This window comes from Allobosea sp. P4_H5 (assembly GCF_056400825.1).
In genome coordinates this window covers 1-17,020 of record NZ_JBFUKM010000014.1, presented here as the reverse complement: position 1 = coordinate 17,020, position 17,020 = coordinate 1, and the positions used below count along the sequence as shown (strand labels likewise).

At 61.5% G+C, this 17,020-nt stretch carries 15 protein-coding genes and 2 pseudogenes; 10 read left to right on the top strand and 7 right to left on the bottom strand.

Translation table 11 applies throughout. The features are described from left to right. Positions 1 to 121: 121 nt before the first annotated feature. Complete coding sequence (locus tag AC1DS0_RS24940; protein WP_476816918.1) at positions 122 to 2,134, bottom strand: hypothetical protein; 2,013 nt, start codon at positions 2,132 to 2,134, stop codon at positions 122 to 124. Between the two features lie 467 nt (positions 2,135 to 2,601). Here AC1DS0_RS24940 and AC1DS0_RS24935 point away from each other — a divergent pair, with 467 nt between their 5' ends. The 4 genes and pseudogenes from AC1DS0_RS24935 to AC1DS0_RS24920 form a co-directional block, all read left to right on the top strand. Next, positions 2,602 to 3,495: a hypothetical protein gene (locus AC1DS0_RS24935; RefSeq protein ID WP_476816917.1), complete on the top strand. Its 894-nt coding sequence runs from the start codon at positions 2,602 to 2,604 to the stop codon at positions 3,493 to 3,495. 46 nt (positions 3,496 to 3,541) lie between these two features. Further along, a complete protein-coding gene (locus tag AC1DS0_RS24930) occupies positions 3,542 to 5,260 on the top strand; it encodes a DUF4236 domain-containing protein (protein ID WP_476816916.1) in 1,719 nt (572 codons plus the stop codon). Between the two features lie 15 nt (positions 5,261 to 5,275). Then, positions 5,276 to 5,467, top strand: a complete 192-nt coding sequence (locus tag AC1DS0_RS24925) for an AAA family ATPase (protein WP_476816915.1) — start codon at positions 5,276 to 5,278, stop codon at positions 5,465 to 5,467. Continuing rightward, a pseudogene (locus AC1DS0_RS24920) lies at positions 5,400 to 6,227 on the top strand (AAA family ATPase); the annotation flags it as partial. The gene AC1DS0_RS24925 and the pseudogene AC1DS0_RS24920, both read left to right, overlap by 68 nt. Before the next feature lie 386 nt (positions 6,228 to 6,613). Here the strand turns inward: AC1DS0_RS24920 and AC1DS0_RS24915 are convergent. Continuing rightward, positions 6,614 to 8,230 carry a GMC family oxidoreductase gene (locus AC1DS0_RS24915; protein ID WP_476816914.1) on the bottom strand — a complete coding sequence of 539 codons (1,617 nt, stop codon included), beginning with the start codon at positions 8,228 to 8,230 and terminating at the stop codon, positions 6,614 to 6,616. Positions 8,231 to 8,288: 58 nt separating this feature from the next. Then, positions 8,289 to 9,074, bottom strand: coding sequence for an alpha/beta fold hydrolase (locus AC1DS0_RS24910; protein ID WP_476816913.1), 786 nt, complete (start codon positions 9,072 to 9,074; stop codon positions 8,289 to 8,291). 144 nt (positions 9,075 to 9,218) lie between these two features. Here AC1DS0_RS24910 and AC1DS0_RS24905 point away from each other — a divergent pair, with 144 nt between their 5' ends. After that, a complete protein-coding gene (locus tag AC1DS0_RS24905; RefSeq protein ID WP_476816912.1) occupies positions 9,219 to 9,716 on the top strand; it encodes a MarR family winged helix-turn-helix transcriptional regulator in 498 nt (165 codons plus the stop codon). Between the two features lie 19 nt (positions 9,717 to 9,735). On the opposite strand, the gene AC1DS0_RS24900 is transcribed toward AC1DS0_RS24905, so the two are convergent. Both AC1DS0_RS24900 and AC1DS0_RS24895 read right to left on the bottom strand, forming a co-directional pair. Continuing rightward, positions 9,736 to 10,515: an SDR family oxidoreductase gene (locus AC1DS0_RS24900; protein WP_476816911.1), complete on the bottom strand. Its 780-nt coding sequence runs from the start codon at positions 10,513 to 10,515 to the stop codon at positions 9,736 to 9,738. After that, the gene (locus AC1DS0_RS24895; RefSeq protein ID WP_476816910.1) at positions 10,512 to 10,841 is read right to left on the bottom strand and encodes a nuclear transport factor 2 family protein; all 330 of its coding nucleotides are present in this window, start codon (positions 10,839 to 10,841) and stop codon (positions 10,512 to 10,514) included. The genes AC1DS0_RS24900 and AC1DS0_RS24895 overlap by 4 nt, the downstream gene beginning before the upstream one ends. Positions 10,842 to 10,998: 157 nt before the next feature. Here AC1DS0_RS24895 and AC1DS0_RS24890 point away from each other — a divergent pair, with 157 nt between their 5' ends. The 5 genes and pseudogenes from AC1DS0_RS24890 (at position 10,999) to AC1DS0_RS24870 (ending at position 15,112) form a co-directional block, all read left to right on the top strand. Next, positions 10,999 to 11,913, top strand: coding sequence for a LysR family transcriptional regulator (locus AC1DS0_RS24890; protein ID WP_476816909.1), 915 nt, complete (start codon positions 10,999 to 11,001; stop codon positions 11,911 to 11,913). 607 nt (positions 11,914 to 12,520) lie between these two features. Continuing rightward, positions 12,521 to 12,997 (top strand): HD domain-containing protein, encoded by a 477-nt coding sequence (locus AC1DS0_RS24885; protein WP_476816908.1) that lies wholly within the window; start codon positions 12,521 to 12,523, stop codon positions 12,995 to 12,997. A gap of 99 nt (positions 12,998 to 13,096) precedes the next feature. Next, positions 13,097 to 13,486 (top strand): annotated as a pseudogene (locus AC1DS0_RS24880) (NUDIX domain-containing protein); the annotation flags it as partial. A 486-nt stretch (positions 13,487 to 13,972) separates the two neighbouring features. After that, on the top strand, positions 13,973 to 14,287 hold the full coding sequence (locus tag AC1DS0_RS24875; protein ID WP_476816907.1) for a DUF1236 domain-containing protein: 315 nt from the start codon (positions 13,973 to 13,975) through the stop codon (positions 14,285 to 14,287). A gap of 474 nt (positions 14,288 to 14,761) precedes the next feature. Continuing rightward, positions 14,762 to 15,112 (top strand): hypothetical protein, encoded by a 351-nt coding sequence (locus AC1DS0_RS24870; protein WP_476816906.1) that lies wholly within the window; start codon positions 14,762 to 14,764, stop codon positions 15,110 to 15,112. Between the two features lie 881 nt (positions 15,113 to 15,993). Here the strand turns inward: AC1DS0_RS24870 and AC1DS0_RS24865 are convergent. Together AC1DS0_RS24865 and AC1DS0_RS24860 are read right to left on the bottom strand one after the other, a co-directional pair. Continuing rightward, the gene (locus AC1DS0_RS24865) at positions 15,994 to 16,479 is read right to left on the bottom strand and encodes a RidA family protein (RefSeq protein WP_476816905.1); all 486 of its coding nucleotides are present in this window, start codon (positions 16,477 to 16,479) and stop codon (positions 15,994 to 15,996) included. Positions 16,480 to 16,734: 255 nt separating this feature from the next. Then, positions 16,735 to 17,020 (bottom strand): autotransporter domain-containing protein (locus AC1DS0_RS24860; RefSeq protein ID WP_476816904.1); only part of this gene is annotated, 286 nt, incomplete at its 5' end.

Below are 17,020 nucleotides of genomic sequence, written 5' to 3'. Positions count from 1 at the left end.
ATTCGCATCCGCATGAGCACCGGCGGACGTGAATGGAGCGATGCGACGAACCGGCTGTTGGCGGAACCGTTTGACGAATAATGACGCCGTTTGACGCCTAATAACGCGATTTGATGATAATCTAACGGGTTGTGCGCAATGCGCGTTGGATGGTGCTGGACGAGAACTTGCGGCCAAGGCCATGGGCTCGCGCCCAATCGTTGATCTTCCCATCCCTAACTTTGTTGGTCATGCCAGCAGGGACACCGTCCGGCCAAAGCTCCTTGACCGCCAGGCGCACCGCTCGCTCACCATCGGTTCCCTGCTCGTCGTCAGCTGCAGCTTCAGCGGCGCGCTTCACCGACTTGTTTGGCAGCAGTGACGCAATGTCGGTCGAATTGACGGTCACGTTCTCGAAAGTGGTTTCATGAGGCCAGCCAGACTCCGACCGGCCCAACTCCAGGGCGCTTCGCAGCAGGTCAAACCAGACGCCTTTCTCGCCGAGGATATAGGCTAGCGGTGTGGCACGGCCGTCGACATCGAAAATGATCGGCAGGTCGCGAAACCATCGCGGCTCCAGTCGCTGCGGCGCCCGCCCCCTTTTCGAGCCGAAAGCGTCGAGCGAACCAATGGCGATCCTGTCTAATAAGCTGGCGGCGGTCGTCCTTAGCGCCTCCACCATAGCCCTTTCGAGGTAATCGATGGGCGGTTCCTTTCCGCCCCATGCCAGCCAGGCGGCTGCGTCCGCTATCGCTATTGGGCCGGGAGCACCTGTTATTCGCTTGGCCGCACCAGCGATGAATTCCCGCACGATATCGGACGCCCAGGGCATAGCCACAGGCGCATAGTCGCGGTGCAGGCGCGCTATAGCTGGATATTCGTTCCCCAGCCATCTGAGGAAGCCCAGCCGCTCGACGGTGACGCTTTCCCAGTGTTGTTGGCGACGGGCGCCTTCCGCCATGCCGCCAATCGTCGGATTATGGACCGGGATAGGCCCAAAAATCCGCATCTCGACAAAGTAGCTTGACGGTATGTCCCGGATATCCGTGGCGACGCCGCCGCAGGGGACGCCACGAAATCTGACGCGCTCTTCAAGGCCAGCGCGCGTGAGCGCCATGTTGAACAGATCAATGACAGGGTCGTCATAATTACTTGTGCCGAGCGGCTGGTGCGCCAGCAACGCCCCTTTTCGTCGCCACTCGCCATCTTCGCCGCTGGGCACCACAAACTCGCTCAACGCCGTATTTGAGGGATGCAGCGCCCATCCGTCCTGCACAAAGCTCAAAACGACTTCCAGCGGAAGCCATGGCGCAAGCGGCAAAGAGGCAAACCGGTGCCAATTCTCTACCTGCGACTTCTCCTGCGGAGCTTCGTTAGGACTAGGCGGCCACTCCCGCAGGACGTCATCTCGGCTGACGGTCACATCGTCCCATCTCGGCCCACGAGAGCCCTCCCGCAGATACTCCGGTGCTTCGCGGCCATCTTGAAAGGGCAGAAGATCTTGCCATAGAAAAGCGGAGATAGGCTTACGCGCCCCGTCCTGGCGACCGGATGCCGTCAGCCGCTGTTCCTGAAGCGCGCGCCACAATGCACGCTTCGCCTCCGGCGCGGTCATCACCCTGGCGCGGTGGACTGACTGCACGGTGTCGAAGCTGTCTCCTAACAGCAACCGGTCGATCGCGGCCGGCCCCAAATTTCTGATCTGCCAGCTCGCATCGATGATGTATCCGTTCAACCGCCCGTCCTTCGGCAGTCCAACATTCGACTCGCAATACCAATCTTCGTGAGCCGTCCTGTAGTCCAACTTTTGCTGCGCAACCTGTTTCCAATCGAGGGACATCACCCAAGCCATCGCCATAGGCAGAGACCAATACGCGTCATCACGGGGGTCGAATTTGGCGATGTCGGGTTTGCCTGCCAGGGGCTTGCAATTGAGCTCGGCCGCCAGCCGTTCGGCGGCTGCCGCGTCCAGCAAGCCCAATGAGGCTGCGTGCAAGAGCGCATTCTTGATTGTTATAGGCGCGCTGTATTGAAGCCCATGAAGCCGATCGGAAGCTATTTCCGTTTGCCATTTTTCAAACAGGTCGCTGCGATGGGGTATTGCCGCCGCGATCTTGGCCAGTGCCGCCGAGACATCCGTTCCACCTGCAGTCAAAGGCCTCTCCTAGCTTTCGCTTTGAGCCAGGAAAACAACCTACATTCGATCATGCCAAGCCGCAGCCGCAGGGATGCCTTTTCTCGACCGCTTACGGACATTGGCCGCTGGCCGTCGCACGGTCCGCTCCCCACCCATCTCGGACATACAAGCCGGGAGGTACCGGCGGCCGGAGTTGGCCCCTTGCCGACATCCGGAGTGTCCGGTTTCGGGCTGTCTAGCTAGCCCTTTTACCGCCAAACTAGCCCTTTGATCGCTAGAGCGGGACTGGCCCATCGGCCGACGTAGGGAATGTCCTAATCGGAAAATTCCGCTTGAGGACGTGTCGGCGTACCCGGTTCGAACCAAGCGCTCACGGCCGCCCGGAACGCTCCACCGAGATCATTCCGACGGTCTTAACCGAAGCCAAAGGTCCGACTCGACTTGCAGTTAAGGATTGGTAAAACACACGCTCTGGGGGAAGGTCTATGCGTACGTTTCTTGTGATCGGTGTATTGGTGGTATCGGCTTTGCCGGCCTCGGCACAGACCCCAGCGCAGTCAGAAGCACAAAAGCGTAAGCAGCACGTCCCTTATGTTCGTGCAGCCACAGATTGCGTAGCCGCGGTTGTCCGCCGTGACGATGGATTTGACGGTGCGGTCGCATACGACAGCTTTCAGCCGCTTATCAATCGCGCGCTGTCGACTTGCTCGCAGTCGATTTCAGTGATGATTTCGACCCACGACGCGATCTATGGCTTCGGCGGTCAAGCCTTCTATACCGGTCCATACCTCACCGATCTGGAGCGGGCCGTGCGTGTGCGGCTGGCCAGCCAGATCGCCACCTCCCGAGCGGACGCTGAGCGCAGGACCGCTGAGCGGCATGCCCATGAGGAGCGGGAACGCGCAGATCGGCAGGCAAGGCTGGAGAAGGAAAAAGCCGACCGAGAAGCTGCGACTGCGCGTGCTGAAGCCGAACGGATCGAGGCCGAGACCCGTGCCAAGGCAGCTCGTGCCGAACGGACCGAACTCCTGGAAAGGACCCGGGAGCTTATTCGGTCGAAGACGCTCGCCTGCATCGGCAAGGAAGGAGCGACTATGCTCCTAACCGATGAGAAGGCGGAGGTTGTCGCGAAGGCGGCCATGATCTTCTGCCAAAACGACATCGATGCGCTGGTGAAAGTCACCACCGAACTGGTGGAGAACGAGTCGGGTGGGCCGTCTGATCGCTCGCTGGTACGAAAGATCGCGGAGGATCGTGTCCGCGACGTGGTCACGGCTTACGTAATACGGTCACGCGGCGATCTGATCGGGAAGAACCTGAAGGAGCAGCAGGCGCCTTCGAAGCCAGCCGAGAATTCCAGAAATTCCCCAACCCTCTAGCTCGGCTGCCGCGGCGGCCTGATCGGGACGGCGAAAAGGGGGCATCATGGGATTCAGGTTTCGGCGTTCCGTTCGTCTCTTTCCCGGCGTCAGGGTGAACTTCAGCCTCAGCGGCGTGAGCGTAAGCGCAGGTGTGCCGGGAGCGATGATCAACATCGGTCCGCGCGGCAGCCGTCTGACCATGGGCCTGCCCGGCACCGGCATTTCCTACTCTCACAATCTAAGTTCACCGCGCCCCGCCAAACGTACGTCGCCCCACGCTGAAATCTATCTGGACCCAGCGGCACCATCCGAGCCGACGCGTCCCGAGACTGAGACGCAGCCAGGGCCATTGGTCGGGGAGATCAAGAGCGCCGAGGTGGCAAGCCTGACCAGTCCTGACCTCGAGGGCCTCAAGAAGCTGATCAACGATGCCGCGCACCAGAAGGCTTTGCTCCAGGCGGATATGACCGAGGCGGTTGCAGATCGACGCCGCGCGTGGCGGAAACTGCGACGCCGCGAACAGCTGCCGCTTCGCGTAATGATGAAGTCCTCGATCCCGGCGGTGCGCGCTGCTTTCGAGGAAGCGGAAGAGGAAGCCTTGAAGGTCGCCGCAGCGATCATGGCGACAGAGATCAAGGTGGAGATCGATCTCGACCACCAGACCTGGTCGGCGTGGGCGGAAGTGAGAAAGACGTTCGATCGGCTCTCGCAGACCGCGAAATTCTGGGACGTCACATCATCCGTCGCTGTCGATCGCTTCCGTACCCGGTCCGCCGCTCACGAATCCATCACGCGCACGTCTGTCGGTTTGAGGACAGTCATCGACGGCATCGTCGCAACTCCTGGCGGCGGGCACCGTTTTGAAAACGCCAACGGTGGCGATCTCGACATCTTTCCTGGCTTCATGCTCATCAGGGACAAGGCGAGCAGCGATTACGCCCTCATCGACCTTCGCGACCTCACCGTCGAGACCTACGGCTGCCGCTTTATCGAGCGTGAAACAGTCCCGCCTGACGCCGAGATAGTCGGGCACGCGTGGCACAGGTCGAACAAGGACGGATCGCCCGACCGCCGGTTTTCACAGAACTTCCAGATCCCGATCGCTCTCTACGGCGAGATCAGATTCAAAACCAGGAACGGGGTCGAAGAAGCGTACAATGCCAGCCACTGCGGCTCGGCTCTGGCATTCGGGAATGCGATTTCTAGCTTCCAAGACGCACTTCGACGTCAGGCAAAGGGCTCGAAATCGGTCGTTGGGTCAGCGGCTACGAGTGAGGGGCCGCAGAAGGATGCTCGCGCATTGCTGCCGGCCTTGCCGAAGGTGTTGGGCGCCTACGAAGTGATTGCTATCCCGGCGCTGCTTGCCGGACTGATCGCTTACGGCCCAGTCTCAAATCTTGTCCGGCCGAAGCCAACTTCTGCCCCGCTGGCCGTAATGTCGTCGGCGCCGGCTGCGTCGACAATAAGTGCCGAACGGCCGAGCATCAGTTCAGCGCCTGTCTCCACGCCGCCCCAGGTTGCTCTAATTCCGTCGGCAGGGGCGCCTGCGCCCATACCAGTTTCAGAACCCGCTCCCGCTCCGACAGCGCCGACCGCAATCGAGAAGATGGTAGTCAAGCAGACCGCGAACGTCCGAGCTGGCCCGGATCGATCCGCCGCATCATTGAAGGTCGTGCCAACTGGAACCACTGTCAGCGTGTTCGAGAAACGCGGCGGCTGGATCAAGATTGGCGACACTGCTGCCTGGGGTTGGACACACGCCAGCCTATTGCAGCAACCGTAGTTGGGTGGAGAGGCGATGGCTCGGATTCGGCGGGTTGAGACTGATAACTTCCGTTGCGTGCAGAAGTTGCGTTGGAATCCCTCCCACGGGATAAATTGTCTCATCGGCCCAGGAGACGCTGGCAAGTCGTCGATTCTGGATGCGATCGATTACTGCATTGGGGTTCGTCGTTCTCCAGGTCACAGACGCCGATTTCCATCTTCTTGATGTATCCAAACCTATCACCATCACGGTGACGGTGGGCGAGCTGGATGATTCCCTCAAAAGCCTAGAGACCTATGGCAGCTATCTGCGCGGATTCACTGCGAAGGGAATCGTTGAGGACGAGCCGGAGACGCAATCTGAAACCGTCCTCAGTGTGCGATTGACTGTACAGAGCGACTTGGACCCGGTTTGGACGCTGTTTTCGGAAAGGGCAGAGGCGGCTGGCCAGTCACGGTTCCTGACCTGGTCCGACCGCGCTCGAATTGCTCCGACGAGGGTGGGGGCTCTCGCTGATCACAATTTGGCTTGGCGCCGCGGTTCCATCCTGAATCGGTTGTCCGACGAACGCCCCGATATGACTGCCGCGTTGGCGGAGGCTGCGCGCACAGCTCGTTCCGTATTTGGAGATGTTGCTGACAGCCAGCTGGGAGGGACGCTTCGCCTAGTCGAAGAGACAGCGAAGGAGCTCGGCATTTCTCTGAGCGACGGCATCAAGGCGACGCTGGATGCCCACTCGGTCTCGTTCACTGGGGGAACGATCGCGCTTCACGACGCAGACGGGGTGCCTTTGCGTGCTCTTGGAACCGGATCGACGCCCCTATTACTGGCGGGGCTTCAACGTCGGGCGTCAGCACAGTCGAGCATCCTTTTGATTGATGAACTCGAACATGGGCTCGAACCACACCGGATCGTCCGCCTTCTCGGCTCTATTGGCGCGAAGGAGGAGCAACCTCCTATCCAGGCATTCATCACCACGCATTCGCCGGTTACGCTCCGCGAGTTGCGTGGCGATCAGCTCCATGTCGTTCGCAAACTCGAAAAGGAGCACTTGATCGCGGTCGTTGGATCCGATGAAGGCGTCCAGGGTACGATGCGGCTTTATCCTGAGGCCTTCCTCGCCCCCACAGTAGTAGTCTGTGAGGGCGCGAGCGAAGCCGGCCTTCTCCGAGGCCTGGATTTGTTTCTTGGCGACGAAAAGGTCAAAACGCTCACGGCAAGCGGCATAGCTCTGGTGGATGCGAAGGGCGTGAGCCAGAATTACGCTCGCGCCCGCGCATTCCAGTCACTCGGCTATGCGCCTCACCGCCATGCAGTGATTGCTGAAGCGCGGTCAGCGCGCTTCAGCATGTATGGGTTAGAAGGCTTGGCTTACAGCCGGTACTGCCGTCGTATGAGATCGGCGGCTCGCTCGCCAACGATGGCGCAAGGAGCCTGGGTGTTGCCGGTCGTGACACGCGGCAGCACCGAGCCATCGGCGATCCGCAGGCCGGCGATCCCGTGCACCGCGAGCTTGGCATCGACCACCGACATGTCATCCGAGCCCATTTTTGCGGTGCCGCACTGATGCCAGTAGGTCACCGCCGCATCTCGGATGAACGCATCGTCGATCTGACGACCGGTTCCAGGGATACGTTCGGCGCTGACGAACGGCCTGAATGCGTCGCTGCTGCCAATCTCGCGGCAAAGCTTCACACAAGCCCGAGCCGCTTCCAGGTCGCGCGGATCCGACAGCATGTTGGCGTCAACGACAGGCTTGTCAGTTGGATCTGCCGACGTCAGGCATATCCGACCGCGACTATGGGGCTGGGCGAGCCCCGCAAACATCGTCCAGCCATGGGCTGGCACGCCCAGTTGCGCCGTCCGCTCGCTCGGAACCGGGAACTCCACCTGGCAGAAGAGCAGATCCGGCGCGGTGAGGTCGGGCCAGCTCTTCCAGTAGAGCGTCGCCTCGCTGCCGCTGTTGCGCGGCGCAAGCGGCTCACGGTACTCCCACGTACATCCGAACGAGACGTGATCCTGCAGATTGCGGCCGACGCCGGGAAGGTGCTGGACGACGGGTATGCCGAGCCGTGCCAGTTCGTCACGATCGCCCACCCCGGACAGCATCAGCAGCTTGGGCGTATTGATCGCGCCCGTCGAGATCACGACCTCGGTGCTTGCCTTGATCGATGAGATCGAGCCGGCTCGTTCGATCTCCACACCGATGGCGCGGCGCCCGTCGAACAGCACGCGTCGAACGCTCGTTCCAGTGAGGATCGTCAGGTTCGCACGATCGGCAATCGGCCGAACATAGGCTCGGTACAGGGAGTGTCTTCGTCCCTCGCGAACGAGCATGTCGGCATAGGCAACCCCGCCGATGCCTTCCATCATCTCACCATTGGGATGATCGAAGCGGGGGATACCAAGACCCTCCGCTGCATCCAGGAGGGCGCCGGCGATGGGGCTTGGGTCCTTTGCGGGCTGAACCCAGACCGGGCCGGTAGTGCCGCGGTATTTGGCATCCGGCTGGCCCTGCCAGTTCTCGATCCGACGATAAATGTCGAGCACCGAGGCGTAGTTCCAAGCTGGATCGCCTGTCTCCGCCGCAAAATGGTCCCAGTCGCTGCGGTGGCCGCGGGCCCAGACCATGACGTTCACGCTGGAACCGCCTCCGAGGCCCTTGCCCATCGACATCGAGAGGGCTCGACCATCGAGATGCGGATTCGGCTCGGCCTGGAATCCCCAGTCGCGATCGGTGCCGAGATTGGTGGGCCACAGAGCGGGATCCAGCACGGACTCCGCTTCGTCGTCGGGCCCGGCCTCGATCAGAAGGACGCTACAAGCCGGGTTTTCGGCCAGGCGGCGCGCAACCACCGATCCCGACGAACCGGCGCCGCAGACGATGAAGTCGTAGGTGGTCTTGAGGTTGGCTCTGCGCTCCGCCTCGTTTTGGCGTGCGCGTCGTTCGAAGCCCCCGGCATGGCCGGGGGCTGAGGTGTCAGTCATCGTTCGATCTTTCCAGTTCGGCGCTGGGCCGTTTCGGGAGCCGCGATACGGCTGGCCGTTACTTCGCGGCGGACGCTGCCTGGCGAGCGGCCTGGTCGATAACATCGGCCACGACCTTGGGCTGGGTCATGAAGAGGGCATGGCTGGCCGAGACCTTTGTGACCTTGGCGCCCATGCGCTTGGCCATGTGATCAAGCATCGCCTGATCGAAGGCCTTGTCCTCGCTGGCGATGACGGACCAGCTCGGCTTAGTGCGCCAGGCGGCGTTCTTCAGCTTGGTGCCGAAGGCCGACAGGTTGATCGGCACCTGCGAGTCCCGCATGAAGGCGACATCCGCATCGGAGACATCGTGTGCGAAACCAGCCTTGAACTTGGCGCGGTCGACGAAGGCGAAACCATCCTGCGCCTTGTCGAGGACGAACTCGGTCGCCGGGGCAAACCCCTCATACTGCTGGGCCGTGGTCTCGCCGGCATCCGGAGACAAAGCCGAGACGTAGACAAGACCGGTGACCTTCGGATCGACGCCCGCTTCGGTGATGACGGTGCCGCCCCAGGAATGGCCGACGAGGATCGTGGGGCCGTCCTGCCGGTCGAGTGCCCGCTTGGTGGCCGCGACGTCGTCTTCGAGCGAGGTCAGCGGGTTCTGGACGATCGTCACGCGGTAGCCGCGAGCCGTCAGCAGGTCGTAGACGCCGCGCCATCCCGATCCGTCGGCAAAAGCGCCGTGGACCAGAACGACATTCTTGGCAGGCTGCGCCGTGTTCGCCGGCTGGGCGAGAGCGGCCTGCGACATGGCGCCGATGGCGGCTGCGCCGAGAAGGGTGTTGCGAATGGACTTGTTCATGACAGCGTTCCTTCGTTTAATATCGCAATAACTGTTATTGTGATAATAGATGTGCCGGTTATGGCCGTGCTTGTCAATCTAACATTTGTCGCGATATATGTTTTCGAGATCACGGTTCCGTGAGCCGCAGTGAAAGGCCTGCCGATGACCGACGCCACCACAGCCCCGCCAGTGCCGCTGGAGGACCAGCTCTGCTTCTCGATCTACTCCGCGGAGATCGCGATCCAGCGGGCCTATAAGCCCTTGCTGGATGGTCTGGGGCTGACCTATCCGCAGTATCTCGTGCTCAATGTCCTCTGGCGTGAGGACGCTCAGACCGTCGGCGGCATCGCGCAGCAGCTGGCCCTGGAATCCAGCACGCTGACGCCACTACTGAAGAGAATGGAAGCGGCCGGGCTGTTGCGCCGCACCCGCAATCCCGAGAATGAGCGCCAGGTCATTATCGCGCTCACTCCGGAAGGTGACGCTCTTCGCTTTCGTGCCGGCTGCCTGAACGCAAATCTGCTCGAAGCGTCCGGCCAGACGGTCAGCGACCTTGGGAGGCTCAACCAGCTGGTCCGGCAACTTCGCGATGCGATCTACGCCCATACCGGCGCCTTAGGCGTGGGAGATCCGGGAATGGACCCCGACCCCAAGGGCTGACGGTGAGCGCGGAGGCCTCTTAGACCGTCGGCACCGTCCCGCCATCGATGACGTATTCGGTCCCGGTGATGCTTCCCGCTCGGTCCGAGGCGACGAAAGCGATCAGGCTCGCGACTTCGTCGGTGCTGGCCGGGCGGCCGATCGGAATGCCGCCGAGGGAATCCATGATCATCTTCGTGCTCGCCTCGACGCTGACGCCCTGTTGCTCCGCGAGGCGCTCGGCGAAGTGAACAGAGCCCTCAGTAGCAATCCACCCGGGCGAGACACGGACGACCCGCACCCCTTTGGGAGAGACCAGCTTCGAAAGGCTCTTACTGTAAGAAGCGAGTGCGGCCTTCGCGGCGGCATAACCGATTGTCGCTTCCGGCAGCGGCATAACGCGCTGGATCGAGGTGACGTGGACGACGACACCGCTGCCTTGTGCCGTCATCGCCGGCACCAGTTCGCGATCGAGGCGAATAGCCGGCATCAGGTTGAGGTCGAGCTCCTTCCGCCATTCCTCGTCCGTGAGGGCCTCATACCCTCCTGCCGGGGCGGAGGAGCCGCCTAGCATGTGCACGATGATGTCGATGCCGCCCAAACGCTCCCGAACGGCCTGTGCCAGCTGCGCGCAGCCCTCCGGCGTCGTGAGATCGACACCGACGAAAATCTCGGCCGGCAGATCCTCCGGCTTCGACCTGGCGCTGGTCAGGACCTTCGCGCCCAACTCGCTAAAGAGCTTGACGGTCGCGGCGCCTGCGCCACGTGTACCGGACGTCACAAGCGCCCGCTTGCCTTCGAGGCTGATGAACGGATTCACAGGGTGATCTCCAGCTCGCCGATCTCGTCGCCTTCCAGGCGGAAGAAATACCGCAGGTCGATCGGGCTGCCCGGGAAGTTTCCCTCGACGTGGCACGTCACGACGGTGCGGCCGCGCTCACGTTCGATCGCGATCGGCGTCGACGTCGCGGTGAATTTCTTCGAGTAGTCCACTTTCCACTGACGGATTTCGTCCCGGCCAGTGTGGACGTGGTTCTCGTCCCGGACAGTAGCGGCGTCCGAAAAGCAATCGGCCATCGCTTGAGGATTCGGATCGAGGTCTGCGGTAAAGTACCGCGCGATCGGTGAAGGCAGTTCAAAAGACATTCTTACCATCCTCATATATTGAAGTCGGCAGATCTGGCACCGGCTGATCTGTTGAGATCTTTCCTATGCGGTTGCTTCCACGGACATCAACTTAGCGATGGACAACGAAGTTGATAATCGGGATAAAACGGGATGAAACGTCGCGAAATCCGGGACAATGATCGGCCATAACCTCATCGAGCTCGACGCCGTCATGGCCGTTGCGCGCCGCAAATCGTTCCGGGCAGCGGCCGTCGAACTGCAGATTTCCACGACGGCTTTGAGCAACCTCATTGCGAAGTTCGAGAAGCAACTCGGCGTGCGCTTGTTCAATCGCACGACCCGAAGCGTTTCGCTCACGGATGCGGGGCGGAACTTCGTCGAGCAGATTGGTCCCGCGTTGGTCGATATCCACAGCGCCATGGACAGCGCGATGTCTCAACAGGAGGTGCCGTCCGGGACGATCAGGATCAATGCCTTCCCGACAGCAGCTCGGGAGATCCTAGAGCCGCTCGTATTGGAGTATCTGCGCCGATATCCGCAGGTTCACATCGACCTTGTGACCGAGGGGCGCTTGCTCGATGTGGTGGCCGACGGCTTTGATCTCGGCGTCAGAAGCGCGGATTTCGTGCCCAGCGACATGATCGCTGTTCCGATTGGTCAGGCACGATCCTACGTCGTTGTGGCTTCACCAACGTATCTCGAAGCGCACGGCAGACCACAGGTGCCGCTCGATCTGCTCAATCACACCTGCATCCGCATACGGCTGCCAAATGGCGGCATCTACAAGTGGCACTTCGAGAAAGACGGCGAGCCTGTCCAGATCGACGTGCAAGGCCCCATCACCCTCGACGAGGCCAGCCTTTCGCGGACCGCCGTCCTGCGCGGGATCGGCCTGGGTCTATTCATGGAGTCGGACGTCCGTGAAGACATCACAACCTGCCGCCTGATCCGCGTCCTCGAAGACTGGATGAAGCCCGTGGCGCCCTTGTGCCTCTATTATCCCGGGCGCAAGAATCCGTCCGCCGCGTTCAAGGAATTTATCAGCCTCGCACGCGAGTTCACCTCGGCTTTGAATGCCGATCGCAGGTGACGCGGCAGCCAGATCGCGATGAAAGTCCGCTTGTGGGCAAGTGCCGAGAGTCAGCTTGTGGCGCAACCCAGGCTTCAAATTTGCCCAGCTTGAGTGACCGGCTCGGGTGTAGATTCGCCGATATGGTCCGCCATCCCTGCTGCGTCTTTCCGTCCCCGTCTCGAACGCGAGCCAATCTTTGGACGGTCTTCCACTCTGAAGGGAACTGAGGAACGGGCACTCCAGTTGATTGCTGCGAACGCTGGCCTAACCAGCCGCTTTGGAGCTGTCCATGCCTGCCCTGCGAAAGTTCTCCCGGACGATAGTCAATCTGGTCGCATATGCCGTTGTCCTTCACTGGGCATTCCAAGCGGATCGGGACGCGAGCGCATAGGCCGACGCTCTACAATCTGACCAGGAGGCGAGCGATGCGTGATCGGGGCACCGTCAGCGCCACTACTTGCGAGAGATTGGTACGCGAAGCGCGAATGTTCGGCCGACTCGAAGGCCTGCGTGCAGCCCTTGCAACCTCTGACGTAGAAGAGCTGATCACCATCTGGATACGAAGGCCGAAAGCAGAAACGGCTGAAGGCAGGGCTTGGAATGCCGGAGCACGGCAGGCTTTCGAATGGAAGTCAGCGGCTATCCTCGCGCTCATCGAAGGCGACAGGGGAAGAGCACTCTAGAACGCGCGATCGAAATCGCGGCCGAGGCCCACGCTGGGCAGACGGACAAGGCTGGGTCGCCGTATATTTCACACTCGCTCCGCGTTGCTCTCGGATTCATCCGCGGTGGGGACGAAGACCGCGCCGTTATCGCCGTGCTTCACGATGTCATCGAAGACAGCGCTGTGACCGCTGATGACCCGCGCGATCAGGGGTTTTCGGCCCCGATCGTGGCGGCGATCGAAGCGCTCCCCCGCAATGACGGCGAGCCCTACAGCGACTTCATATTGCGGGCCGTGGCGAACGAACTTGCCCGGCCGGTCAAGATTGCTGACCTTCAGGACAACTTGGACCGTACACGCATGGCCAAGCTGCCGCCGCGCAAGCGCGAAAAGCTTCTGGCCAAGTATGAAGGCGCTTTGAACATTCTAGGCGCGTAAGCCCCCTTGCTACCGGCAATGCGATTTCTCGAAACCGATGGAACCAGCTATGCCCGATCCCGCATATGAGGCTCGCTATGGCAAGGGCCTCACCTCACCGCCGACGCGGTCGTGGTGCGAGGGAATGAAATCGCGCTCGCCCAACGCACGTCGAGTGGTATGTGGGCACTTCCGGGCGGATTTTTGGACCCTGGTGAAACCTTCCTGAAGTGCGCGCTGCGCGAGTTCAAAGAGGAGGCCGGCGTCGATTTGGTTGCCGCCGACCTGATCCAATCGGTCGAGCGACCGGTTGCCTTCGACGCTCCCGAGCGCGATCCGCGGAGCAGAATTGTTAGCGGAGCTGTCGTGATCAGGATCTGGGTTTCCGGCAATCGACCTCAGCTTGTTGCTGGCGACGACGCAGCTGACGCGCGTTGGTTCGATCGCCGCCAGCTACCTCGGCTTTACGCCGACCACAACGAGATCATCGAGGCACTGGTGAAGGCATGAGCCTGGTCATCCTCCCGGTTGACGAGGACCGCGGCGACTGGCGGGCGGGGCTCGCTTGCAGATCGAGCCTGATGGAACGATCACCCTGTCGCTGGTCCGTGAGTGGCGCACCGATGGCGTCGAGTCGGACTACTTCTCAGAGCAGCCCGAACAGCCAAAGCCCTATTGCCACTGGCGCGACCCAGCAAAGCGCGGTGAAGGCCGCGTCAGCGTGGCTATGGAGCTCCCGCCGCCAGCGCGGCCATTTGGCCCGACGCTCGCGCCACTTGCGGTTTTCGACGCCGGTTTGCTCCCAGTGGCCCATCAGAGAAGCGTCGCCTGCGTAGATTTTTCGGCCAGATCGGTGAGCACATCCGACGCTGCCGCCACGTGAGCGGGCCTGGAGCCCTACCTTGCTACTTTATAATTAGAATAATTTGGAACGCTGATCTTCACCGGACGTTGTTTTCCATGGCGCCGGCAAGGTGCCCAACCAGGAGAATAACAATGAACCGCACACTTCTCGGCCTCGTCGCCGCGTCCGCTCTCGTGGCGAGCTCTGCCGCCTTCGCGCAAACCACCATCATGATCGGCCAGCCCGAGCAGACCCGTATCAAGGAGTACGTGGTCAAGGAGAAGATGAAGCCGGTGACCATCAAGGAGAAGGTCACGGTAGGCGCCATGCTTCCCGCCGATGTCGAGCTTCAGACCGCGCCCAACGATTGGGGCCCCAGCGTCACCAAGTACCGCTACGTCTACACCGACAACCATGTCGTGCTGGTCGAGCCGTCCAGCCGGCGCGTCGTCCAGATCATTCAGTGATGATCTGAAGTACCCCTCTTGGGGTGCTGCGCGGGCCTCGTCAGCACTTGCTGGCGAGGTTCGGGCAGTTCTCGGGAGCCGAACGATATGCGGACATTGGCGGCAATCGCTGCCCTCATGGTATTTTTGGGAGGTTACTTCGCGGCCGTGTGGTGGGCGACAAGTTCATCCGGCTCGGTCGCTGGGAAGCGAATGGAGGCCAAAGGGCCACCTGAACCCGAGGAAGCTCGCTCGCTCGACGGGCGGGAATAGGTGGCATCAGGCGAGTTGCCGCCGGAGTAGTCAAATGCTGGATGGCCATGATCGGCGGGGCGACACCCAGAAGAACGCGTTCCTTATCCTGCTCTGCATAGCGGGATTGCTGATCCTGATGATCCTAGTGTTCGCGTGGCTGACGTAAAATGTCTACCGCTCTACTCATGTGGGCCGCGATGGTGCAATCCCGGAGGAGTTCGAAGAGCAGATCAGGGCGCTGTGACGCTCAATCTAACGCTGCGCCGAACCTACAACGATCACCCGCGCTCCGAGGACGACGACAAGTTCTGGTCAGTCGACTGCGAGGGCGTTCGCGTCGGGGCAATCGTGCTTCATCAAGGTCGAGCCGACAGCCAGCCCGACTGGCATTGGGTGGTACACACCCACGCCGGCCGGTTTAGCAATGGCCTGTCGCTCCAGGACGGGTCGGAGAAGACGAGAGATGCCGCTATTGCCGCGTTTCGCAAGGCTTTCGAGCGCTGCCGCGAGCATATCGGCGCCGAAGGCTGGCAGCACCATCTCGAACACATGGCGCGGCTTAGGGCGCGACAGGGTCCGAAGTGCTATTGACCGCCTTGGTGCCTTGGTCGCCGCCGCACTTAGCAATCACGTTAGTTTCGCGAAACTCGGAACTCGCAAGGTGCTCTGCATATCTGCGTCGCATGTCCAGCGTGTTCTCAGCGCCATTTAGCCAGGTGACATAAGCGGCCGGCTTGATCGTTACAAAGCCGACGGCTTTACCGGCGCGAAGGAGGTCGTCGACGGACTACATCACGCTCCGGTACTCTGCCCAAAAAAGCCCCGCTAGCGGGTGCCAGCGGGGCCATAAATACACGGGCTGGGGCGCAACACCCAGCTTGCAAGCAGACGCTGAGGTGTCAGCATTCTGGTATCTCGGCTCGGCCAAAGGCCGCCGCGCGAGCGGTAGAGTAAGATCGCTCCGGTGGGCTAGGATAGTCCGAAAGGTCTAATCCTGTGGGATGGCGGCCATGCATCGGGCGCACCTCGGAACGTTCCCGACCTCCCTCCCGGGTGTCCGACGGGGCCTCCTCAAGATGCTTGTGCTCGTCGGAACCGCTCGATGGCGCGTCGGGTCAGATCGTCTTCATCTTCCGCAATGGCCGCCAGACTAGCGACAATGTAAGCGAGGCGCGTTCGCTCTCGCTCGTCATATGGGTCGGAAAGGTCCAACTGGATTTCACTCCAGGCTGCRTCGAGCGCTGCGCTTGCCCGKGCAAGATCAACCGGGTCCTTCAGTGATGAAAATGGCATCTCCTCTCTCCGGAATGCATCACCAACGACGGCAATTTATGCCGCGGGCGCTGGCCGGCAATATCAAAAGACAAAAAGCCCGGCCCCGCGTGAGCGAGGCCGGGCCAGTCTAGGGAGGAAACGCCCAAGGAGGGCAGCCGGTTACGCCGGCCAGACGATCGCGACGCGGTTGAGGCCTATCACGAGCGGACCAGCACCTCTGCCTCAACCTCGACGGCTAGGTTGAATGGCAGAGCGCTCACACCGACCGCCGAGCGCGCATGAGCCCCAACCTCGGGCCCAAAAACGTCCAGAATCACTTCCGAGAACCCGTTAATGACGGCCGGTGGCTTGTCGAAGCCTGGAGCGGCATTCACCATGCCGAACACGCGACACCAGGCCTCGACCCGATCAAGGTCGCCCAACGCAATTTTGAGGCTAGTCAGCACTGACAAGGCAACTTTGCGGGCCAGCATCTTGCCATCTTCAAGAGAAACATCTCTGCCAACGGCGCCGAAGGGACCTGCCAAAGAGCCGTCAGCCTCCTGCGGAGCATGGCCCGATATCAAGGCCCGGTTTCCACGAATATTGACCCATGGGAAAGGCAGGAGAACCCCAGGCGGGACCCGAAGCGGCTGAGGCAGAACAAGGCTCAGATCTGCAAGACGCTTTTCGATTTCGGGCATCGATTGCTCCTTGGGTTAAGACAAGTTGCAGGCGATCTCTCGGTGCCGTGGCTGCGCGGCTTCGATCCTGGTGATGGTGGCCCTGCCTCTCAGGGTGCTCACCGCTTCCTTCCCTCCTGCATGGGCAGAATGATCTGATCACGTTTAGTGGGCATCTGCCACTCGCACAGCCGACTACGCCGACCATGCGATCGCCGGGCATCGGCCCGGCAATTCGATCAGGGCGGCCTCGGGGCCCGCTCCATGATCTCCTGTTCAGAACCGCATCTCGACGCGTCCCTTGAGGGCGTGGTCTCTGGAGCGCTCGCCGATTGTCGCGGAGTAGGTCAGGCCGAGCGCGGTGGCCTGCGAGATGCGCCAGTCGAGGCCGGCTCCCGCCACAAGTGCCTCGCGATCGATCCTGGCGGCGAAGACAGTGGCCGGGGTGGTGCCGGCGACGAAGGCGGTCCGGGCTTGCGGGGTGAGCTCGCCAAAACCGTGGCGCCAGCCGAGCATGGCCCGGGCGAACAGCGGCATCGCCCCGATCTGCGCCTCGGCCCGC